Origin of the sequence: Halospina denitrificans (assembly GCF_004364635.1) — a bacterium.
Lineage (GTDB): Bacteria > Pseudomonadota > Gammaproteobacteria > Pseudomonadales > Oleiphilaceae > Halospina > Halospina denitrificans.
On sequence record NZ_SOAX01000008.1, the window covers coordinates 201,814 to 222,735 of the forward strand.

Sequence of the window (20,922 nt, forward strand, 5' to 3'; positions counted from 1 at the left end):
GCGCCGCCATTGCGGTACAATCTGCGGTCCCCTGAACCAATGAGGAAGACTGAATGCGGCTTATTCGCGGGCTGCACAACCTTAAACAGCTCCCCGAGCGCAGTGACAATCCCCTGAAAGACGGGTGTGTCGCCACTATCGGTAACTTCGATGGCATTCACCGGGGTCACCAGGTGATTATCGACCAGGTGCGCGACCGGGCCCATCAACTGGGCGTGCCCTCGGTGGTCATGGTCTTCGAGCCGCTTCCGAGGGAGTTCTTCGGGGGAGCCGACGCACCAGCGCGCCTGATGCGCTTCCGCGAGAAGGTGGAGGTCCTGCTGGCCCATGATGTGGACATCGTGGTGTGCCTGCAGTTCAACTCGCGGCTGCGGAATCTCTCCGCGATGGAATTTATCGAACAGGTGCTGATTGAAGGGCTGAACGTGCATCACCTGGTGGTGGGCGATGATTTCCGTTTCGGCTGTGACCGCAAGGGTGATTTCCGGTTGCTCCAACAGGTTGGTGAGAGTCGGGGCTTCGAGGTGGAACATACGGAAACCATCCGTGTCGGTGGCGACCGGATCAGTTCCACCCGGGTCCGGCAGGCGCTTGGCGAGAACCGGTTGGCCGATGCCCGCGAGCTGCTGGGTCGGCCCTATACCATTTCCGGCCGGGTGGTTTACGGCAAGGCCCTGGGAAGGGAGCTCGGTGTGCCCACCGCGAACATCCTCCTGGGCGGCGAAAAACCACCGCTGCGTGGCGTTTACGTGGTGGCGGTGGAAATGCCGGATGGTATTATCCAGCGGGGCATGGCCAACATTGGCATGCGACCTACCGTCAATGGGCGGCACCCGTCCCTGGAGGTCCACCTGCTGGATTTCTCCGCCGACCTTTACGGCACGCGCCTGACGGTGACCTTCCTCTACCACCTGCGCGACGAGGTCACCTTTGATTCCGTGGCCGAGCTGGAAAACCAGATCCATAGAGACATCAATCAGGGCCGGGACTGGCTGGCGAACAATCGCACCGTGCCCACCAATGTTGAGCGCTGACCCAACCGAGACGATCAGAACAGGATCACTATGAGTGACTACAAAGACACGCTGAATCTGCCAAAGACGGATTTCCCCATGCGCGGAAACCTGTCCCGGCGTGAACCCGAAATGCTCGAGCGCTGGAATGAGCTGGACCTCTACGGCACCCTGAGAAAACGCCGTGCCGGCGCCGAGCGTTTCGTGCTCCATGATGGCCCGCCCTACGCCAACGGCAGCATTCATATTGGTCACGCGGTCAACAAGATCCTCAAGGACATGGTGGTCAAGTCCCGCAACCTCATGGGCTACGACGCGCCCTATGTGCCGGGCTGGGACTGCCACGGCCTGCCCATCGAGCACAAGGTGGAGCAGGACATCGGCAAGGCCGGGGACAAGGTGGATTACAGGACCTTCCGCCAGGCCTGTCGCGACTACGCCAATGAACAGGTGGACGCCCAGCGCCAGGACTTCATCCGCCTCGGCGTGTTGGGCGACTGGTACAATCCCTATCTGACACTGGATCCCAAGGTGGAAGCGGACATCGTTCGCTCTCTGGGTCGCATCATTGAAAATGGCCACCTGGAGCGCGGCTTCCGCCCGGTCTACTGGAGCGTGGTCGGCCAGTCGGCACTGGCCGAAGCCGAGGTGGAGTACCAGGAAAAGACATCCATCCAGATCGACGTGCGGTTTACCGCTGCCGAGCCGGAGAAGGTTGCGGCGGCTTTCGGTCAATCGAGCCTGGATGCACCGGTATCCCCGGTGATCTGGACCACAACCCCCTGGACCATTCCCGCCAACCAGGCGGTGTCCGCGAATCCCGAGCTGGAATACAGCCTCCTGAAGGTGGATGCAGGCAAGGGCACCGAATACCTGGTGGTGGCCGAAGAGCTTCGCGAAACCGTGGTCGAGCGCTGGCAGCTGGCTTCCTGCGAGGTGGTGGCGCGTTGCCGCGGCGAGGCCCTGAACGGCCTGATGCTCCATCATCCCTTCTATGACAAGCAGGTGCCGGTGATCCTCGGCGACCATGTGTCCACCGATGCGGGTACCGGCCTGGTGCATACCGCACCCGACCACGGCATGGAGGACTTCGAGGTGGGCCGTGCCAACGGCATCGGCACCATCAACCTGGTGCAGGCGGATGGCACCTACACGGAGGCGGCGGGCGAATTCGCCGGCGTGCATGTCTACAAGGCGGACAAGCCCGTCTGCGAGGCGCTGGAGCGCGAAGGCAAGCTGCTGTTCAGTGAATCCTTCAAGCACAGCTATCCGCACTGCTGGCGCACCAAGACGCCCCTGATCTTCCGGGCCACGCCCCAGTGGTTCATCAGTATGGACAAGAACGGGCTTAAAGCCGGAGCGCTTGAGGCCATCAAGGGGGTTCGCTGGATTCCCGCCTGGGGCCAGCAGCGGATCGAGAGCATGCTGGAGCAGTCCCCGGACTGGTGCATCTCGCGCCAACGGACCTGGGGTGTCCCCATCACGCTCTTCGTGCATAAAGACACTTACGAGCTGCATCCGCGCACGACCGAACTGATCGAGGAAGTGGCAAAGCTCATGGAAAAGGGCGGCATGGACGCCTGGTATGATCTGGACCCTCGGGATCTGATCGGTGACGACGCGGACCAGTACGAGAAGGTCACGGACACCCTGGACGTCTGGTTCGATTCCGGCGTGACCCACGCCTCGGTACTGGACCGCCGTCCGGATCTTTCCCGGTATCCGGCGGATCTCTACCTGGAAGGTTCGGACCAGCATCGCGGCTGGTTCCAGTCATCCCTCAAGACGGGGATTGCGATCAAGAAGATGGCGCCCTACAAGGAGGTGCTTACTCACGGCTTCACCGTGGACGAGAAGGGCTACAAGATGTCCAAGTCCATGGGCAACGTGATCGCGCCCCAGAAAGTGATGGACGAGCTGGGCGCCGACATCCTGCGCCTCTGGGTCGCCGCCACCGATTACAGCGCCGAGATGTCCGTTTCCCAGGATATCCTCAAGCGCACGGCGGATGCCTATCGCCGTATCCGCAATACATCGCGCTTCCTGCTGTCGAACCTGGATGGCTTTGACCCGGCCGCCAACAGCGTTGCCTTCGATGACATGATCGCGCTGGATCGCTGGATCGTGGACCGCGCCCAACGACTCCAGGACGAGGTGATCGAGGCCTATGGACGCTACAGCTTCCTGCAGGTCTACCAGAAGGTACACAACTTCTGCATCCTGGACCTGGGTGGGTTCTACCTGGATATCATCAAGGACCGCCAGTACACCACGCCGGCGGACAGCCGCGAACGCCGGTCCTGCCAGACCGCGCTCTATCACATTGCCGAAGCCCTGTCCCGCTGGATCGCGCCCATCCTGACGTTTACGGCCGACGAGATCTGGCAGCACATCCCCGGGGAGCGTGACGCCTCGGTGCACTGGGAAACCTGGTACGAGGGACTGACGACACTGCCCGATGACGCGCCGCTGACGCGCAGCGAGTGGGACACCCTGATTGATGTGCGCAGCGCAGTGAACAAACAGCTCGAGGCCGCCCGGAACAACGGCGACATCAAGGGGTCACTCAGCGGCGAGGTGACGCTGTACGCCAATGACGATCTGAAAGCCCTCCTGGAGCGGTTGGGGGAGGAACTGCGGTTCGTGATGATCACCTCGGAAGCGACGGTGGCACCGCTAGCCGAAGGCTCCAATGCCCCGGAAACTGAACTGGAAGGCTTGCGGGTTGCGGTAGCGCCGGCTCAACACACCAAGTGTGAGCGCTGCTGGCATCACCGCCCGGACGTGGGCGAGCATGCCGACTACCCGGACCTGTGCGGACGTTGCGTTGGCAACATCCAGGGCCAGGGGGAAGTGCGCCATTTTGCGTGATCTCGGTATGACTCCACTGGCGCGGAACGGGCTTATTATCGCGGCCTTCATCGTGGTGGCGGACCTGACCACCAAGGCCGCTGCCACTGCGTTGCTCGACTACGGGGTGGCGAATCCCGTACTGCCGTTCTTCAACCTGACGCTGCTGCATAATACCGGCGCCGCCTTCAGTTTCCTGGCGGACTCCTCCGGGTGGCAGCGCTGGCTGTTCATCGGCCTGGCCGTGGCCATTTCGGCGACGCTGATCGTCTGGCTCACGCGCCTGCATCACCGGGACTACTGGCTCGGCACGGGCCTGGCCTTCGTGCTCGGTGGCGCCATCGGCAACCTTTACGACCGGGTCGTGCACGGCTATGTGGTGGATTTTTTCCACTTCCACTGGGCGGGCTACCATTTTCCCGCCTTTAATGTGGCGGACAGTTTCATTACCGTTGGCGCGATCATGCTCATGCTGGACCTGTTCCTCGGCAAGGATAATGAGCAGAACGGCAACGCATCCGGAAAAGAGGGCGACAATCGATGACGGCAATCGGGACAGACAGCCAGGTGACACTGCATTTTGCCCTGCGCCTGGAGGACGGGACGGACGTGGATTCCAACTTTTCCCATGAACCGGCGAGTCTGACCATCGGGGACGGCAACCTCCCGGAAGCCTTCGAGCGCTGCCTTTACGGTCTGGTTGCCGGTGACCGCCAGTCGTTCACGCTGCCGCCCGAGGACGCGTTCGGCCAGCCCAACCCGAACAACGTACAGACCTTCAAACGCCGGGAATTCGCGCCGGACCTGGAGCTGGAGGAAGGGCTTGTGCTCTCCTTCGCCGATGCCGCCAAGGCCGAGGTCCCCGGTGTGATCAAAGCCTTTGATGATGATACGGTAGAAGTTGATTTCAACCACCCTCTGGCAGGGCGCACCCTGACCTTTGAGGTGGCGATCATCGACGTCGCCTAGGAGCCCGCTTCACCATGCAGATCAAACTCGCCAATCCCCGTGGTTTCTGTGCCGGTGTCGACCGCGCCATTGAGATCGTGAACCGTGCCCTGGACGTCTATGGCGCCCCCATCTATGTCCGCCACGAAGTGGTCCACAACAAGTTCGTGGTGGACAACCTGCGCGAGCGCGGCGCCATCTTCGTCGATGAACTCCATGAGGTACCCGACGACGCCTGGGTGATCTTCAGCGCCCACGGCGTTTCCCAGGCCGTGCAGCAGGAGGCGAAGGACCGGGGGCTCCAGGTCTTTGACGCCACCTGCCCACTGGTGACCAAGGTGCACATGGAGGTGATGACCTACAGCCGGGAAGGGCGCGAGTGCATCCTGATCGGTCACGCCGGCCACCCCGAGGTGGAAGGCACCATGGGTCAGTACGACCGCAGCAACGGCGGTGATATCTATCTGGTCGAGGACGAGAACGACGCGCTGAACCTCGAAGTGAAGGACCCCGAGAAGCTGGCCTTCGTGACCCAGACCACGCTGTCCATGGACGACACCGCACGGGTCATCGATACCCTCCAGAACCGCTTCCCCGCCATCCAGGGCCCGCGCAAGGACGACATCTGCTACGCCACACAGAACCGCCAGGACGCGGTCAAGATGCTCGCCGCCGAGTGCGACCTGATGCTGGTGGTGGGCTCCCCCAACAGCTCCAATTCCAACCGCCTGCGCGAACTCGCCGAGCGCATGGGAACCCCGGGCTACCTGATCGACTCTGCCGAGCAGATCGAGGCTGACTGGCTCGAAGGCGTTAAAGCGGTTGGCGTCACCGCTGGCGCCTCCGCGCCCGAGGTGCTGGTGGAGGAAGTGGTTGCACGGCTGCGTGAGTTCGGCGGTCAGACGCCGGACGAGCTTGAAGGCGAACAGGAGAACGTGGTTTTCAGCATGCCGAAGGCGCTGCGGATCCCTGCCAAAGAGCTGGAAGCCTGAAGGCGCCTGTCCGGCAGGCAGCGCCACTCATCCCTTTACCTGCTCCGCTCATCGGAAGTCGCCTGACACTGGCGTGAACATGGCTATTCTGGTTACAGAGAAGTTATGTTTTACGTCAGTTCATAACCGGTAGACGTTCCTATGACATTGAATGCCGCCCCCAGCAATTCCCGGAAACAGTCCGGCTTTACCCTGATTGAACTCATGATTGTTGTCATTCTGGTCGCCATCATTGCCACGGTGGCAATACCTGGCTACCAGCAATTTGTGGAGAGCAATGAGGTTTCTGCGGTCACCAATCGGCTGGTGGGAACCCTTAGTTACGCTCGCTCCGAGGCCCTGAAAGAAGGCCGGAATGTCACCGTGAATGCGGGTGCTGACGATAACTGGGACACCGGATTCGAGGTCGAGTTCGGAGGTGACGTGCTCAGGTCGGTCGAAACATCCGGTGGACGGATGAATATCACCGGTAGCGATGTCACCTTCCGGGGCAACGGGCTTACGACCGCTAACGTTACCTTCCAGATCTGTGGCGATAACAGTGACTTTGGAAGCCAGGTCCAAGTGACCCAGGGTGGCCAGGTCACCAGCGAGGAGTTTGACTGCTCATGAATGCAAACCGATCAAAACTGCGCTCACAACAGGATGGGCTGTCCCTTCTGGAGGTCCTGATTGCCGTGGTCATCCTGGCCATCGGCCTGCTGGGCATTGCCAGTACCCAGTTGCTCGCCCTGGAGCAGACGACCAATTCGCATGTGCGTTCCCAGGCCACCATGTATGCCATGGATGTGGCCAGCCGGGTCAGGGCCAATGGCGGCGACATGATTTCCAGTGGTGAGATCACGACCATGGAGAACCGCATGCAAAAGGAAATGGGATCGGATGCCTCCCTTAACACGAACATGAACGGCAATATGCTGGAGGTGACCGTGAACTGGACGGAGCGGGACCGCTTTGCGGAAAGCGGCGAGTCCGATCAGTCTTTCACCCTGAAAGCGAGGATGGGAAATGGTTAAGCGATACGAGCAACAGGGGCTGTCGATTGTCGAGTTGATGGTAGCGCTTTTGCTGTCAAGCTTTCTGACTATGGGCATGGTCTACATATTCACGGGGAACAGCGAGACGTTCCGTCTCACCGAGGCCAATGCCCGCGTCCAGGAGTCAGGCCGTATGGCGACTCAGCTCCTGGGCAGGACGATTCGCAATGCCGATTTCTGGGGCTGTGCAAAACCTGGCGGGGATGGGGCCAAACTCCGGAGTATGCTTTATCCTCAGGAGGATAATGATGATTCAGATCTGGATATTGATGCGCTTTTTGAAGGGGTAATCGGCGACAATGATGTTGACGGGACCAGTTTCCCGAATGTCGTGGCGGGCACTGACACCCTGGAGCTGGGAGGTGCGGCTAATTCGCTTATCGACACCAATAACCATACTCCGGTTAATGCTTCGAGTATCTTTCTTGGGAGTGATCCAACCGGCGTGTTCGAAGCTGGTGAGATTCTGATGATCAGCAGCTGTGAAGCTGCCGACATGTTCCAGGTTACCAAACTGGATACAGGGGGCGGCGGTAAGTTGGTGGCGAATACAGGTCAAGGTAAATGGACTCCGGGTAACGAAACTAGCACCCAGTCCGATTATCCGGAAGGGGCCAAGATCATACGCCCAGCCAAGAACGCCTATTACATCCGTGAAAATTCCGAGGGAGAACGTTCCCTGGTCCTGAACCCGATGCAGATGCAGGACGACGGAACCGTAACGCCAGGCAACTATGCTGGCGCCGAAGAGCTGGTCCGCAATGTCCGTGACCTGCAGATGGAGTTCGGAAGGGATACCACCGGCGATGACAAGGTGGACACCTGGAGTGAGCCCTATGCGGACGCGGACGACACCCTGGCGATCCGGTTCAGCCTCCTGGTCAGGTCGTCCCGGAACGACGTGGTCGAGGAGCCCCAGACCTACTGTTACCCCGGTTGGCTTGACTGTGCGAATGACACGAGCGCGGATTTCACGAACGCCGGCGATAATCACCTGTACCGCGTTTACACCATGACAACATCCATACGTAACCGGCTGGGAGATTAATGATGAGACGAACGAATCAGTCCGGAAGCGCGCTTCTGCTTGCATTGATTATGCTGCTGGTCCTGTCGCTGCTCGCGATTTCCGGGATGGAGGGCAGTGTCATGCAGGAACGGATGCAGTCGGCCCAGCGGCAGGGCGCAATGGCACTGGAGATTTCCGAATCAGGCGCAAGGGATGCCGAACAGTGGCTCGAGAAGAATGTGGTTACGCTTAACGTTTTTGACGGAACCAACGGGCTCTATGATGCGACGGTTCAGGAGCAACGGGCGCCCGATCCGTTTTCCGCGACAGTCTGGGAGGGTAGCAGCTCCAAGACGGCAACCAGCGTCGATGGCGTGACGCCGCGCTATTTCATTGAATATATGGGAAGAGGCTTTAAGCCGGAACAGCGGGCCGGTGGCAATATCAGCGGTTACAGCCATGACAGTGGCGCCTTTGAATCCCGCGCCTTCCGGATCGTGGTTCACGCGACGAGTCCGTCCGGGAAGGGCAGTCGACTCATTGAAGTCTACTACACCCGGAAAATCTGATTTTTCCCAGGAGTACGGTCATGAAAGCACATAAAAACTTCCGGTTCGGTTCGTTTGCATTGATGGCAACGATGTTCGTATCCCAGGCGTTGGCTGAAACCGTCGATATCTCGGACACACCGCTGTTCATCAGCGAATCGGCAAGTCCCAACCTGATGTTCCTTCTGGACGACAGTGGCTCCATGCGGTTCAGTTTTATGCCGGGCAAGCTGGCGTTTGAGAAGGCAGATATCCTACTGGACACTGATAATGAGGGATATCTGCAGAAGTGTCCCTCAAAGGGCACACACGCCGGTATTAAAACCTGCTTTTACGACACCTCCGGGCGTAAGTTCCTGGCCTCCAGTGAAACAAACAAGGTTTACTATGATCCGTCCAAGGAATACGCAGCCCCGTTGAAAGCGGACGGGGAGCCTTATCCGGATGTCGATTTCAGCAGCGCGCCAGTGGACGGTTTTGCGGCCGCAGACGGCGATGACAGCACTGATCCGGCGACAGTCGACCTGGCTGACGATTACCGGGCCATTATGGCTCCTTTTTATTTTAAGGCCAAAAATGATAACCACTACGGGTTTACCGTCGGATCCACCACTGGCGGGGACTCGGAGGAGGGCGCCTTCTATTATGAATTTGACGGTACTGTGTCGGGTTGTGACACCGACCCTTACGATGACAGTTGTTACAGCGCTAAAAAGGAACCAGCTGATAAACAGAACTTCGCGAATTGGTTTTCCTACTACAGAACCCGTGAACTTGTGGCCAGGGTTGGGATCACTAACGCGTTCATGGATCAGCCAGAGAACATGCGGGTTGGTTACGAGACCATCAATTCGTCGGATATTGACCCCGGGGTTCGTCAGTTTTCAGACAGTGTCCGCACTGCGTTCTTTGATTGGCTGCATGGCCACCAGGCTGGGGGCTCCACCCCCCTTCGGGACGCGCTGGATAGGGTGGGGCAGTATTATGAAGACGACACGGACCAGGGCCCCTGGGCTACTGATCCGGGAACGGATGACGACGAAAAAGTCGGTGAATTTCTTGAGTGCCGCCAGAGCTTCACGATCCTGATGTCTGATGGCTACTACAACGGGGGAAGTCCGCCGACGCCGGGCAATACCGACGGAACTGACGGTTCAACAATTACCCAGCCTGATGGTGGCAGCTACCAGTACACCGCACAGGATCCGTTCCAGGATGAGCAGTCGGATACGCTGGCGGATGTGGGCATGGATTATTGGCGACGTGACCTTCAGCCGGACATCAAGAACCGGGTGCCGGTGTCGGACACCAACCCCGCCTTCTGGCAACACATGGTGACTTACAGCGTTGGCCTCGGTGTTGAGGGAAGCATTGATCCCGACACGGCGTTCAACGCTATTGATAATGGCGATTCTGTGGATTGGTGGCCGGATAGCGCGTCGGCGCAGGAGCACAAGATTGACGATATGCTCCATGCGGCCGTTAACTCGCGCGGCGGCTTTTTCGATGCCCAGAGCCCCGATGCTTTTACCGCTGGGCTCAAGGGCACCCTCGCCGGTATTCTCGAAGATATTGGTTCCTCTACCGGGGTCACCTTCGATACGGCGACGCTGGAGGAAGACTCCCTGATCTTTGGCGCGCGTTTCAACTCCAGTCGCTGGAGTGGTGATCTCGACGCCCGTGAGTTGATTACCGATGACAATAATCCCGACCAGCCGCCGACGATCAGTGATCCGGTCTGGTCTGCTGCGGACATGCTTGACGATCGGGACTGGACGACCCGGGAAATCATTACCTCAGACGGAACGCTTGGCGTTCCCTTTACCTGGTCAGCTGTGACACAGGACCACCAGGACGACCTGCTGGCCGGGCCTGTTTCGGAAACACGCGCCAAGAATCGCCTTGACTACCTGCGCGGTGATCGCAGCCTGGAGGGGGGTGAAGTAGGAGATTTCAGGGCCCGTGACAGCCGCCTGGGCGATATCGTGAACTCGACACCGGTGCGGGTTTCTGAACCCGCCTCAAACTGGCCGGACACCGCTCTCTTTGGCGAAGACAAGAATCGCTACTCAGACTTCCGAGCCGAAAAGAAAGACCGTACACCGGTCATCTATGCGGGCGCCAACGATGGAATGCTGCACGCCTTCAAGGCAACGCCCGACGGCGGCAAGGAACTGTTCGCGTTCATGCCGGAGGCAATCTTCTCTGATGCACCCGGCGAAGGCCTGCGTCAGCTGACCTTACAGCAGTACACCCATGACTATTACGTTGATCTGAAGCCCCATGTTTCGGATGCCTTCATCAAGGGGCGCACCGCTGACGGCAGTATCACGACCTCGGCAGATTGGCGGACGGTCCTGCTGGGGGGCGCCCGCTTCGGGGGCAGGTCCATCTTTGCTCTGGATGTGACGGATCCCACATTGTTTGATGAAGACAATGCGGAACAGCTGGTCCTGTGGGAATTTTCCGCCGAGGACGATTGGCGGATGGGTAACATCAGTGAGCCCCCGATAATTGCCAAAGCCGATTGGGGCAATGACGGCTACCAGTGGACAGCGTTCTTCGGCAATGGGTATAACGCTACGGATCCAGACACAGGCGAGGCTATCACGGGCATCTTTATGTTGAAGCTGGAAGGTGGTCTTGACGGCACCTGGACGGAAGGTACCGACTACGAATTCATTGAGTTTGAGTCGGGCACGGCGGCAACAGGGCTTTCTCCCGTTAATGTTTATGATGCTACCGGTAACGGCATTGTCGACAGGATTTATGGGGGTGACCTGAAAGGGCAACTCTGGGTTGCTGAGGGCTTTGCGTCCGCCTATACCAGCGGCAACACCCCGGTCCCCTTGTTCCGTGCCAAGACGGATGCAGGGGATCCGCAGGCGATTACCGCGGCGCCCTTGACCATTCCGAATAACAACATTGCCCCCGATGGCAATGAGCCCGACCTGTTTGTGCTGTTCGGAACCGGTCAATACCTCAACAATACAGACCTCACCGATACCAGCACTGACAGTTTCTATGCCGTGAGGGATATAGGCAGCAAAGACGTAGAACTGGAAAGAGCGGACCTGGAGGAGCGCAACCTGGTTAACGATACAACCGTTGATGGGGAAACGCTTGTTTCCAACAATGCTGACTCGACCGATACCACGATCGACAACGGCTGGTACGTTGACCTGTTTTCCGAGGGTGAGCGCATCACGCTTTCACCTCAGGTCCGTGGAGACTTCATCTTTGTCAACTCGTCAATTCCGTCGTCCAACCCCTGCATTGCCGGTGGTACTTCCCGGATTATGGCGTTTGCTCTGGATGGTCTGACGCCGGACAAAGCCGTATTCGACAATCACGATGGCGAGGTTGTCTCCTATCGCAGGGTCGACGGCATTGCCAGTCAATCCGCTTTCCTTGGGGATTACCGTTTCACACCGACGTCAGTTGGTGACGTCGATGTGGAAAAGGTCCTTGTCCAGCCGCCCGAGGACGTGTTCGGGCGCCAGGGCTGGCAGGAACTGCTTGAGTGAATAATTGGAGAAAAATGATGAAAGCAACGAACCAGAAAAGAAGACACTATGGCGCCGGAATTCTCGTGACAGCGCTGATCGCAATGCTGCTTGCGGTCAGCGCATCGGCCGCGGACGTTAAAACGCCGGGGGCAGAGGAGTCCGTCATGGGCCCGATTCAGGCAGTCGAAGAGAGCGGTGGCAGCCTGATTGTGGAGGGGCGTCGGTTCTTTCTGGCGCAGGATGTGCTCTTCGATGGTGTTGAAATGGCTCGTGACCAAGTCCTGGAGCGTCTTTCCAAAGGGGATTCCGTAATCCTCTACAGGGAGAGCATCAGTCAGGAGCGGATCGAGCAGATCCGCACGAGTCTCCGATAACGGCATACAACAAGAAAAGGAAACACATCATGCGAATGGTTGCGAATCGGGGTTTTACCCTGATCGAATTGATGATTGTAGTGGCAATCCTCGGCATTATTGCCGCCATTGCCTTCCCGGCATACCAGCAGCATGTGGAGCAAACGCGCAGAACCACAGCTCAGGGCGATCTCATGGAGTTGGCGCAGTGGATGGAGCGGCGTTACAGCTCTGATTTTGACTACCGGGATGGTACGGGTAACCCCTCGCTGCCCTTCAGCTGGTCGCCACGGGAGTATGATGAGGCTAATGCCTTCTACGATATCAGTTTTGCCCAGGATGTAACCAAGGACACCTTTGAGCTTCAGGCTGTGCCGAAAAATGCACAGTCCAGTGACGATTGCGGCACGCTGACGCTGGATGAGCAGGGCACCCGTGGTGCTGACGGGACTGACTGCTGGTAAGGCCGGTCAGTCCGTGCAGCTGATGGGGTCGCCCTGGCTGTCCTGGGCAATGCCGTCTCCGGAATGGTCGCGTGCATAACGCACGCGACCACCCATGTTGATAATCAGCTGTCCGGCGTGGTGGGCGTCGCCGCTATCCGGGCAGTAGACCAGGTTTCCGAGGGTGCCCCGGACCATGCCGTCGGGGCGGTACTGGAAGTAACCGGAGTTGCCCACATTGGCGGACCAGTTGCCGTTACCGGGGGATGGCACGGTGCGGAGTACCGCATCCTGATCCGTGAGCCTGCGCTGGCTGTCCGGGTCCAGGAAGGCGTGGACCTTCTGTTGCCAGTTGCCGTTACACTCCTGGTTCTCATCCAGAGGGCAGATGGTGACAACGGTGCTGTTTGCGACGGCTTCGGCCCGCGCCAGCTGGAAGGCGTGATACATGTCCTTCATGGTGGTTTGGCGTTCGACCCGTTCAATGAATCCGCCCAGGGCGGGAATCATGGTTGTGGCCAGCAGGGCGAGAAGCGCCACGACAATGATCAATTCAACGAGCGTCAGTCCATTCTGTTCCCGGTTCATCCCTGAACTCCTTTCCCAGTATGTGCATCCTTTTTTCAGCTCTTCCTGAGCCGATGGGGCGCGAGTCTACAATGCCTCCCAGGATCGGACAAGGCCGCCGGACGGGGGCTATTCCATACCCAGTTTCTTGAGCTTATACCGTAGTGCCCGGAAACTGACGCCAAGCTTCCGCGCCGCTGCCGTCTTGTTCCAGCGCGTCTGCTCCAGGGCTTTTTCGATGGTCTGGCGCTCGATGGATTCCAGGTAGGACTCCAGGTCGATCGTGTCGTCGCCATCGCCCGGCATCGGGGGAAGGTCACTGGCTGCGCCCGCCGTCTCCGTTGCTGGGCCTTTACGCAGTTGCAGGTCCTCGGCCTGGATGATGTCCCCTTCGCTGAGGGTAAAGGCTCTCTCCAGGCAGTTTTCCAGCTCCCGTACGTTGCCCGGGAATGGGTAGGCCTGGAGCGCTGCAAGAGCGTCATCGGTGAGCTCGGCGGGGGAGAGCTCATACTCGGAGGCCAGCTTGTCCAGGATATGCCGAGCCAACAGGGGGATATCCGTGGGGCGTTCACGCAGTGGCGGAACCCGCAGCTCGATCACATTGATCCGGTAGAACAGGTCCTGGCGGAACAGCCCTTCTTCCACAAGTGCGGCCAGCTCCTGATGGGTGGCGCTGAGGATGCGGACATCGACGGCGACTTCCTCCTGGGCCCCCACGGGCCGGATCTTCTTCTCCTGGATGGCCCGCAGCAGCTTCACCTGCATCGGCAGGGGGAGCTCCGCCACCTCATCCAGGAACAGGGTGCCGCCATTCGCGGCCTGGAAGAGTCCATTCTTGTTTTCAGTGGCCCCGGTAAAGCTGCCCTTGCGGTGACCGAAGAACTCGCTTTCCATCAGCTCGTCCGGAATGGCGCCACAGTTGACCGGTACAAAGGGGTTGTCGCGCCTGGGGCCGTTTTCATGGATAAGGCGGGCAACCAGTTCCTTGCCGCTGCCTGACTCGCCGCTGATGTAGACCGGCGCCTGGCTGCGGGCCACTTTCCGGGATTGGCGCCTCAGGTGTTCAATCTCGGGGGAGTCGCCCAGCAGCAGGTTTTCCCCCTCTGGAAGCGGGGCATCACCGTTGTTTTCGGAAGGCGAGGGGAGGCGCAACGCACTCTGGACAAGGTCCCGCAGTCTGGGAAGCTCTACAGGCTTGGACACGAAGTCAAAGGCGCCGCATTTCAGCGCGGAGATTGCCGCGTCCATACTGCCATAGGCGGTGATCACGGCAACCGGGGTATCGGGGCAATGGCTCTGCATCCAGTGGACGAGATCGATGCCGTTGCCGTCTGGCAGGCTCATGTCGGTCAGGCAGAGGTGGAAAACCTGTCGTTCAAGCAGGTCCCTGGCTTCCTCCAGTGTCGCGGCAGTGACACACTGAATCTCCATGCGGCTCAGTGTAATGTCCAGCAGTTCCCGGATATCGGGTTCGTCGTCGACAACCAGTGCCGTATACGATGTCATGTGTCGGTTCCTGTTACTTCTGGCTCTGCGGTGTAATCCAGGGTGCGCCTGCCCGGATGGGCAAAGGTGATCCGGAAACAGCTCCCATGCTCACTGGTATCAAGCAGGAAAAGGCGTGCCTGGTTGGCCTCGCACAGTTCACGCGCCAGGTAGAGCCCCAGCCCGGTTCCCTGCTGCTCGGTGGTAAAGAAGGGCTCGAAGAGCGATGCCCGCTGTTTCTCGCTGAGCCCGGCCCCCTGATCCCGAACATCAATATAGGCTCTCTGGCCGTCCTCAGTCATCCCTGTGGACAGGGTCAGGGTGCGCCGTCCTGTATTCTTCTCGCTGTAACGCAGGCCATTGTCGATCAGGTTGATCAATGCCTGGTGCAGCTGGGAGGGGTCAAAACGCGCGGATGCGGAGGGGCCGGAAAGCTTCAGGTCAATGGTGTTGCCGTCTCCGCCGCATTCCCGGTACTCGTTTACGACGGAGGCCAACCATTCGCCCAGGTCCAAAAGGCGAACATCGGCGCTGCGCCGGCGTGACAGCTCCAGTACATTCTCGATAATGGCATTCACACGCTCGCTGTGGCGCTGGATGATCCCCGTCATTCGCCGGTCGGCTTCGCTGATGTCGGGGGATTCGGCCATAAGCTGGGCGGCGTGGCTGATGGCTCCGAGGGGGTTACGGATCTCGTGGGCAATACCGGCGGTCAGACGTCCCAGCGATGCCAGCTTCATCTGCTGGGCCTGTTGGATGATCTTGCTCGTGTCTTCGAGGAAGATCAGGATATGATTGTTCACGGGTTCGTCCAGTGGTGTGAAGTTGGCCTGGACGCCAGGGGTGTCTTCCCTGGCCTGGAAGGGCTGGGTTCTCGTTCCGGGGTTTTCCAGCCACTGCTTCAGGCGCTGCTTCAGGGGCGCGGGCAGGGTCGTCAGTGGTGGTGAGGTTCGGCGCTCGCCCTGGAGCAGCTCCCCGGCGGCCGCGTTCGCCAGGCGGACAGTGCCGGATGGGTCGGCCACGACTATGCCGGTGTGCATCCGCTGGATGATCTGATGGTTGAGCTGCTCCAGCTCCGCAATGCTGCGGGCGCGTTCCGTGGCCAGTCGTTCACTGGAGGCAAGCCGGCGCGTGATGTTCTGGAGGATGAAGGCGGTGGCAAAATAGATGACGCCCATTACGCCCGCCCGAACGATGTCATCGATGCCTGCAGTGGTCTCGATCAGGAGCCAGAAGGACACGGCGAGTGACGCCAATGCGGCCAGTGCCGCATAGAAAATGCCGACGCGTCCCGGAATCAGTATGTTGCCGGCTGCAATGCTGATGATAACCAGGTTGATGATGCCGGTACCAACACCACCGCTGGACAGGGCCAGCAGGTGCAGGAAGAGGATGTCGACCAGTATGGAAACCGTGATGTGCCAGGGGCGAAGGGGGTATCCGGCGAGCAGGAGCAAACCCGTAAGAATATTGATCCCCAGGTAGGCCAGGGCGGTTCCCTGGAACAGCACCTCGTTGTTCATGGCGGTGCCAAACAGGTCCGTCTCCAGCAGAAGGAGGCTGACGAGCAGCAGGACCACCGCTATGCGGTAATAATTGTAGACACGGAACAGACGGGCACGCTGGCCATTCCTGCCAACCGGTGACGAAGCGACCATGGATGCTCCCGGTTTCCAGAACGGTCAATGGAGACTGAAACAGTTATAATAGCTTGCGAATGCGTGTGGCGACAGGAGAATACGGAATGGTATCCGGTATCAAGGTGGTAATGGCCCAGATCAACGTGACCGTGGGAGACATACCGGGTAATACGGAACGGGTTCTGGAGGCGACGCGCGAAGCGGTAGACCGGCATGGAGCCGACCTGGTCGTTTTCCCGGAGCTCGCCATCACAGGGTATCCCCCCGAGGATCTGTTGCTGCGCCCCAGCATTGTACCGCGCGTGGAAGAGGCCCTTGAGCGGCTCCGAGCCGAGGCACCACCGGCAACCCTGGTTCTGGGGTCGCCCTGGTCGGTCGAGGGTGACCTTTATAATGCGGCGGTCGTCATCCAGCCCGGCACAGAGCACCCGCCAGCCTGCAAGCAACATCTGCCCAATTACCATGTGTTTGATGAGGCCCGCTATTTCCAGCCCGGACAGGGTACGGCAATTTTTGAGCTCCATGGCATCCGGACCGCGATAACGGTCTGCGAGGATCTCTGGTATGAGGGACCCATTGCCGATGCCGCCGCCGGCGGGGCTCAGCTGCTGATCAACATAAATGCGTCTCCCTACCACCTGGACAAACACGGGGACCGTGAGGCATTGCTGGAAAAGCGCAGCCGCGAACACAGCCTGCCGATCGTCTATGTGAACCTGGTTGGCGGCCAGGACGAGCTGGTTTTTGATGGCGGGTCCATGGCCTTCGATGGGCAAGGCGAAAAGGTCGTGCAGGCCCCCCAGTTTGAAGCCGGACTCTACCCGCTGGAGGTATTGGGCGAAGGAGAGATCTGCAGGCCTGTTCGACAGGCACCCGGGGAAACGCTCTCCCAGGAAGCCGCAGCCTATCGTGCGCTGGTTCTGGGCCTGCAGGATTACATTGGCAAGAATGGCTTTCCGTCGGTGGTTCTGGGTCTTTCCGGCGGCATTGATTCCGCGCTGACGTTGGCGGTGGCCGTCGATGCCCTGGGGGCGGACCGGGTGACGGCCGTGATGATGCCGTTCCGCTACACCTCCAGTATGAGCCTTGAGGACGCGGAGGCGCTGGCTGCGAATCTGGGCGTTCGTTATCAGGTGACTCCCATTGAAGCGACCTATGATGCATTCATGGAGACGCTGTCAGCCTCTTTCGGCGACCGCCCGGTGGATACCACGGAAGAGAATCTGCAGGCGCGCATCCGGGGCACGTTATTGATGAGCCTTTCCAACAAGTTCGGCGGACTGGTGTTGACCACCGGCAACAAGAGTGAACTGGCGGTGGGGTATTCCACCCTTTACGGCGATATGGCCGGCGGGTTCAGCGTTATCAAGGATGTGCCCAAGACCCTGGTTTACCGGTTATCGCGCTGGCGTAACCGCAACGGCGAAGTCATACCGCAACGCATCATCGAGCGCGCGCCCTCGGCCGAGCTGGCGCCGGACCAGAAGGATGAGGACAGTCTTCCACCCTATGAGATTCTGGACCAGATCCTCGAGCGCTACGTGGAGCAGGACCAGAGCGCCGAGACCATCATTGCCGCAGGGTTTGATCGCGAGGCGGTAATGCACGCCGTGCGCCTGGTGGATATCAACGAGTACAAGCGCCAGCAGTCGCCGGTGGGGACAAGGATAACGCGGCGTGGGTTCGGCAAGGACCGGCGCTACCCGATCACCAATCGCTGGAAACCGGGTATCTAGGAGTCAGTCACCCTCGTGCCCGAAAGCACCGAAGGTAATCACATTCAGCAGGGAGCGGTCCTGGATGCCGAAACTCTGGCGGACAAAGGAGCCGTCATCGGCGATGGCGGGATTCTCCGGGAAGTTCTGGGCCAGCACCCGGGTGGTATCCCGTTTTTCCTCGTCGAGACGCAGGCGTGAATACATCTCGGCCATGATGACCAGCGCTTCCTCAACAGCAGGGGTTCTGTTGAAGTCCTCAACAACCGACTTGGCCCGGTTGAGCGCCGCAATATAGGCTTCGCGCTTGATGTAATACTGAGCCGCCTCAAGCTCGGCGCCGGCAAGCCGGTTGCGTATGGCGATCATCCGCTGGCGGGCATCCGGGGCATACTCGCTGTTGGGGTAACGGTTCACCAGCTGCTGGAAGTCGTCAAAGGCCTGACGCTGCTCCCCGGGATCACGGCCCGCCACCTCGATCGGGAAGTAGCGGGCGGCCAGCCCCAGGTCCATGTTGTAGGAGGCGACACCACGCATATAGAGTGCGTAGTCGGCGTTTTCGCTCTGCGGGTTAAGCCGGAGGAAACGATCGGCCGCGCTTCGTGCGCCCTGAAGATCCAGGTTCTGGTAGCGCGCGAAGATCAGGTCCAGCTGCGCCTGTTCCGCGTACCGGCCGAAGGGGTAATAGGTTTCCAGGGACTCCAGGTTGCGCTGGGCCGATTCGAAATTGCCGGCGTTCATGGACTGCCTGGCCTGTTCGTAATACTCCTCTTCGGGAAGGGTTTCCGCGTCCCGGGAGGCACATCCCGCCAGCAGCAGGAGTGAGAGCACCAGCACCAGCAGCGTGCGGACCTGGTTCAGCGGTGCCATGCTCGGGGTCGTGATGGACCGGCTTTTCATGCCATTACCTGTATAATGTCGGGAAAGTGGGGAACGAATCCGAGCAGGTATTGTAACGGCCGGGCTACTGATTCGGAACCGGTGTTTTCAGTCTATCGCCAACAGGAATCCAATGGGTACGAGTAGAGAGCGAATCGAGGCAGCGTTTCAGGTCCCGCCGGAATTGAGTGATCAGCGCCTGGACCAGGCTGTTGCCGCCCTGATGCCGGAGCATTCACGCTCGCGGATACAGAATTGGGTCAAGTCGGGCGAGCTTACCGTCAACGGGCGGGCCCGGAAGCCCCGGGACAAGGTTCTCGTGGATGACGAGATCGTTATTGCGGCGGACGTGGCGGCGGAGGTGAGTTGGGAGCCCGAGCCCATAGACCTTGATATCCTCTACGAGGACGAGCACCTGCTGGTGATCAACAAGCCCGCCGGGCTGGTCGTGCATCCGGCGGCGGGGCATGAGGCCGGTACGTTGGTCAATGCATTGCTCCATCACGCGCCGGAGCTGGATCGCATCCCCCGGGCGGGGATTGTCCACCGTCTGGACAAGGACACAACGGGCATCATGGTGGTGGCCCGCAGCCTCGAGGCTCACACCTCGCTGGTTGAGCAGCTGCAGTCGCGCAGTATGGGCCGCGAGTACGAGGCCGTCTGTGTGGGGACATTCACCGGTGGCGGAAAGGTGGACGCGCCCATCGGCCGGCATCCCATCCAGCGCAAGAAGATGGCTGTGGTGGCAGATGGCAAACCTGCCGTCACCCATTATCGCGTACAGGCGCGATTTTCCGGGTTCAGTCATATCCGGTGCCAGCTTGAAACGGGTCGCACGCACCAGATCCGTGTCCATATGGCACATATTCACCATCCCCTGGTCGGCGATACCGCCTATAACGGGCGCATGCGTTACCCCCGGGGCGCGGACGGAGAGGTCAAGGAGGTTCTGGAAGGATTCCGGCGCCAGGCGCTGCATGCCCGAACCCTGACACTGGTTCATCCGTGGACGCGTGAGACGTGCGAATGGGAGGCGCCGCTGCCGGCGGATCTCCAGGGTCTCATTGCCGAGCTCAGTGCATTCACCGAGCGGAGCGAGCAGCTCTAGGAGGCACCATGGAAGGCTTCTTTGTCCCTGAGTGGCCGGCCCCGGCCACCGTCGGGTCACTGATCACAACCCGCAGGGGCGGCTGCAGTGACGGGCCCTGGCGAAGCTTCAATCTCGGTACCCATGTGGGGGATGACCCCGCTGCTGTCAGAGCCAATCGCCAGCGGCTTTATGATCATCTCGGCGTAAACGCTCGCCAGGTGTACTGGATGGAACAGGTGCACGGCACGCGTCTTGTCCGCGTTCCGTCCGTTGAATCACAGCCTGCCGCAGACGCTGCCTGGACGGATCAGCCCGGCGAGGTCTGCATTGTGATGACCGCTGATTGTCTGCCGGTTCTATTCTGCGACGAAAGTGGGTCCCGTGTGGCCGTAGCGCACGCGGGCTGGCGCGGGCTGGTATCCGGTGTGCTGGAATCGGCCGCGCAGGTGTTCGACAGGCCGGAGTCCGTGATGGCTTATCTCGGCCCGGCTATCGGCCCGTCCGCCTTTGAGGTTGGGGATGAGGTACGCCGTGCTTTTATGGAAACGGATCCCGCGGCTGAGTTCCATTTCCGCTCAGCGTCATCGCTCAACGAGTCCTGGTTTGCGGACCTGTATGGGCTGGCCCGGCAGCGTTTGAACGCTATCGGCATTGAACGGGTCTTTGGTGGCTGTGCCTGCACCTTTTCCGATGAAGCCGACTTCTTTTCCTACCGCCGTGACGGGACCACGGGTCGCATGGCATCAATGATCTGGCTCCGGGGCGCTTGAAGTCTCGGGCGCTGCCCCAATATCTCTCTACAAAGCCAAGTATTGTGAATCGGAGTAGGTTGGCATTCCTGTTT

Annotated in this window: 19 protein-coding genes; 15 read left to right on the forward strand and 4 right to left on the reverse strand. The window is 59.8% G+C overall.

Features of this window, described 5'->3' with window-relative positions; translation table 11 throughout:
- The first annotated feature begins 53 nt into the window (after positions 1-53).
- The 12 genes from ribF (at position 54) to DES49_RS15235 (ending at position 12,723) form a co-directional block, all read left to right on the forward strand.
- Positions 54-1,034 carry a bifunctional riboflavin kinase/FAD synthetase gene (gene ribF, locus DES49_RS15180; RefSeq protein ID WP_133737278.1) on the forward strand — a complete coding sequence of 327 codons (981 nt, stop codon included), beginning with the start codon at positions 54-56 and terminating at the stop codon, positions 1,032-1,034.
- 30 nt (positions 1,035-1,064) lie between these two features.
- The gene (gene ileS, locus DES49_RS15185; RefSeq protein ID WP_133737279.1) at positions 1,065-3,884 is read left to right on the forward strand and encodes an isoleucine--tRNA ligase; all 2,820 of its coding nucleotides are present in this window, start codon (positions 1,065-1,067) and stop codon (positions 3,882-3,884) included.
- Positions 3,885-3,891: 7 nt separating this feature from the next.
- Positions 3,892-4,407: a signal peptidase II gene (gene lspA / locus DES49_RS15190; protein ID WP_133737280.1), complete on the forward strand. Its 516-nt coding sequence runs from the start codon at positions 3,892-3,894 to the stop codon at positions 4,405-4,407.
- Positions 4,404-4,832, forward strand: a complete 429-nt coding sequence (gene fkpB / locus DES49_RS15195; RefSeq protein WP_133737281.1) for an FKBP-type peptidyl-prolyl cis-trans isomerase — start codon at positions 4,404-4,406, stop codon at positions 4,830-4,832. Before lspA ends, fkpB begins: the two co-directional genes overlap by 4 nt.
- A 14-nt stretch (positions 4,833-4,846) precedes the next feature.
- Positions 4,847-5,803 (forward strand): 4-hydroxy-3-methylbut-2-enyl diphosphate reductase, encoded by a 957-nt coding sequence (gene ispH / locus DES49_RS15200; protein WP_133737282.1) that lies wholly within the window; start codon positions 4,847-4,849, stop codon positions 5,801-5,803.
- Between the two features lie 141 nt (positions 5,804-5,944).
- On the forward strand, positions 5,945-6,415 hold the full coding sequence (locus DES49_RS15735; protein ID WP_133737283.1) for a GspH/FimT family pseudopilin: 471 nt from the start codon (positions 5,945-5,947) through the stop codon (positions 6,413-6,415).
- Positions 6,412-6,819, forward strand: coding sequence for a type IV pilus modification protein PilV (gene pilV, locus DES49_RS15210; RefSeq protein WP_133737284.1), 408 nt, complete (start codon positions 6,412-6,414; stop codon positions 6,817-6,819). Before DES49_RS15735 ends, pilV begins: the two co-directional genes overlap by 4 nt.
- Positions 6,812-7,888: a PilW family protein gene (locus DES49_RS15215; RefSeq protein ID WP_133737285.1), complete on the forward strand. Its 1,077-nt coding sequence runs from the start codon at positions 6,812-6,814 to the stop codon at positions 7,886-7,888. Before pilV ends, DES49_RS15215 begins: the two co-directional genes overlap by 8 nt.
- A 2-nt stretch (positions 7,889-7,890) precedes the next feature.
- Positions 7,891-8,418, forward strand: coding sequence for a pilus assembly PilX family protein (locus DES49_RS15220; protein WP_243865073.1), 528 nt, complete (start codon positions 7,891-7,893; stop codon positions 8,416-8,418).
- A 20-nt stretch (positions 8,419-8,438) separates the two neighbouring features.
- Positions 8,439-11,924: a pilus assembly protein gene (locus tag DES49_RS15225; RefSeq protein WP_133737287.1), complete on the forward strand. Its 3,486-nt coding sequence runs from the start codon at positions 8,439-8,441 to the stop codon at positions 11,922-11,924.
- A 17-nt stretch (positions 11,925-11,941) separates the two neighbouring features.
- Entirely contained in the window at positions 11,942-12,280 is a 339-nt protein-coding gene (locus DES49_RS15230; protein WP_208297047.1) for a hypothetical protein, read from the forward strand.
- Positions 12,281-12,309: 29 nt separating this feature from the next.
- A complete protein-coding gene (locus DES49_RS15235) occupies positions 12,310-12,723 on the forward strand; it encodes a type IV pilin protein (protein ID WP_133737289.1) in 414 nt (137 codons plus the stop codon).
- A 6-nt stretch (positions 12,724-12,729) separates the two neighbouring features.
- Here DES49_RS15235 and DES49_RS15240 read toward each other — a convergent pair whose 3' ends face one another.
- The 3 genes from DES49_RS15240 to DES49_RS15250 form a co-directional block, all read right to left on the reverse strand.
- On the reverse strand, positions 12,730-13,290 hold the full coding sequence (locus DES49_RS15240) for a GspH/FimT family pseudopilin (protein WP_133737290.1): 561 nt from the start codon (positions 13,288-13,290) through the stop codon (positions 12,730-12,732).
- Positions 13,291-13,398: 108 nt separating this feature from the next.
- Positions 13,399-14,775, reverse strand: coding sequence for a sigma-54-dependent transcriptional regulator (locus DES49_RS15245; RefSeq protein WP_133737291.1), 1,377 nt, complete (start codon positions 14,773-14,775; stop codon positions 13,399-13,401).
- The gene (locus tag DES49_RS15250; RefSeq protein WP_133737292.1) at positions 14,772-16,412 is read right to left on the reverse strand and encodes a sensor histidine kinase; all 1,641 of its coding nucleotides are present in this window, start codon (positions 16,410-16,412) and stop codon (positions 14,772-14,774) included. The genes DES49_RS15245 and DES49_RS15250 overlap by 4 nt, the downstream gene beginning before the upstream one ends.
- Before the next feature lie 86 nt (positions 16,413-16,498).
- Between DES49_RS15250 and DES49_RS15255 the strand changes: the two genes are divergently transcribed.
- On the forward strand, positions 16,499-18,130 hold the full coding sequence (locus tag DES49_RS15255) for an NAD+ synthase (RefSeq protein ID WP_133737293.1): 1,632 nt from the start codon (positions 16,499-16,501) through the stop codon (positions 18,128-18,130).
- 3 nt (positions 18,131-18,133) lie between these two features.
- On the opposite strand, the gene DES49_RS15260 is transcribed toward DES49_RS15255, so the two are convergent.
- Positions 18,134-19,009: an outer membrane protein assembly factor BamD gene (locus tag DES49_RS15260; RefSeq protein ID WP_243865074.1), complete on the reverse strand. Its 876-nt coding sequence runs from the start codon at positions 19,007-19,009 to the stop codon at positions 18,134-18,136.
- Between the two features lie 112 nt (positions 19,010-19,121).
- Between DES49_RS15260 and rluD the strand changes: the two genes are divergently transcribed.
- Both rluD and pgeF read left to right on the forward strand, forming a co-directional pair.
- Positions 19,122-20,096, forward strand: coding sequence for a 23S rRNA pseudouridine(1911/1915/1917) synthase RluD (rluD, locus tag DES49_RS15265; RefSeq protein WP_133737294.1), 975 nt, complete (start codon positions 19,122-19,124; stop codon positions 20,094-20,096).
- A gap of 8 nt (positions 20,097-20,104) precedes the next feature.
- Entirely contained in the window at positions 20,105-20,848 is a 744-nt protein-coding gene (gene pgeF / locus DES49_RS15270) for a peptidoglycan editing factor PgeF (RefSeq protein ID WP_133737295.1), read from the forward strand.
- Positions 20,849-20,922: the final 74 nt, after the last annotated feature.

Bases quoted from the DNA above. Each gene is read 5' to 3' on its own strand.
- ribF (WP_133737278.1), top strand. From the start codon at position 54: ATGCGGCTTATTCGCGGGCTGCACAACCTTAAACAGCTCCCCGAGCGC.
- ileS (WP_133737279.1), top strand. From the start codon at position 1,065: ATGAGTGACTACAAAGACACGCTGAATCTGCCAAAGACGGATTTCCCC.
- lspA (WP_133737280.1), top strand. From the start codon at position 3,892: ATGACTCCACTGGCGCGGAACGGGCTTATTATCGCGGCCTTCATCGTG.
- fkpB (WP_133737281.1), top strand. From the start codon at position 4,404: ATGACGGCAATCGGGACAGACAGCCAGGTGACACTGCATTTTGCCCTG.
- ispH (WP_133737282.1), top strand. From the start codon at position 4,847: ATGCAGATCAAACTCGCCAATCCCCGTGGTTTCTGTGCCGGTGTCGAC.
- DES49_RS15735 (WP_133737283.1), top strand. From the start codon at position 5,945: ATGACATTGAATGCCGCCCCCAGCAATTCCCGGAAACAGTCCGGCTTT.
- pilV (WP_133737284.1), top strand. From the start codon at position 6,412: ATGAATGCAAACCGATCAAAACTGCGCTCACAACAGGATGGGCTGTCC.
- DES49_RS15215 (WP_133737285.1), top strand. From the start codon at position 6,812: ATGGTTAAGCGATACGAGCAACAGGGGCTGTCGATTGTCGAGTTGATG.
- DES49_RS15220 (WP_243865073.1), top strand. From the start codon at position 7,891: ATGAGACGAACGAATCAGTCCGGAAGCGCGCTTCTGCTTGCATTGATT.
- DES49_RS15225 (WP_133737287.1), top strand. From the start codon at position 8,439: ATGAAAGCACATAAAAACTTCCGGTTCGGTTCGTTTGCATTGATGGCA.
- DES49_RS15230 (WP_208297047.1), top strand. From the start codon at position 11,942: ATGAAAGCAACGAACCAGAAAAGAAGACACTATGGCGCCGGAATTCTC.
- DES49_RS15235 (WP_133737289.1), top strand. From the start codon at position 12,310: ATGCGAATGGTTGCGAATCGGGGTTTTACCCTGATCGAATTGATGATT.
- DES49_RS15240 (WP_133737290.1), bottom strand. From the start codon at position 13,290: ATGAACCGGGAACAGAATGGACTGACGCTCGTTGAATTGATCATTGTC.
- DES49_RS15245 (WP_133737291.1), bottom strand. From the start codon at position 14,775: ATGACATCGTATACGGCACTGGTTGTCGACGACGAACCCGATATCCGG.
- DES49_RS15250 (WP_133737292.1), bottom strand. From the start codon at position 16,412: ATGGTCGCTTCGTCACCGGTTGGCAGGAATGGCCAGCGTGCCCGTCTG.
- DES49_RS15255 (WP_133737293.1), top strand. From the start codon at position 16,499: ATGGTATCCGGTATCAAGGTGGTAATGGCCCAGATCAACGTGACCGTG.
- DES49_RS15260 (WP_243865074.1), bottom strand. From the start codon at position 19,009: ATGAAAAGCCGGTCCATCACGACCCCGAGCATGGCACCGCTGAACCAG.
- rluD (WP_133737294.1), top strand. From the start codon at position 19,122: ATGGGTACGAGTAGAGAGCGAATCGAGGCAGCGTTTCAGGTCCCGCCG.
- pgeF (WP_133737295.1), top strand. From the start codon at position 20,105: ATGGAAGGCTTCTTTGTCCCTGAGTGGCCGGCCCCGGCCACCGTCGGG.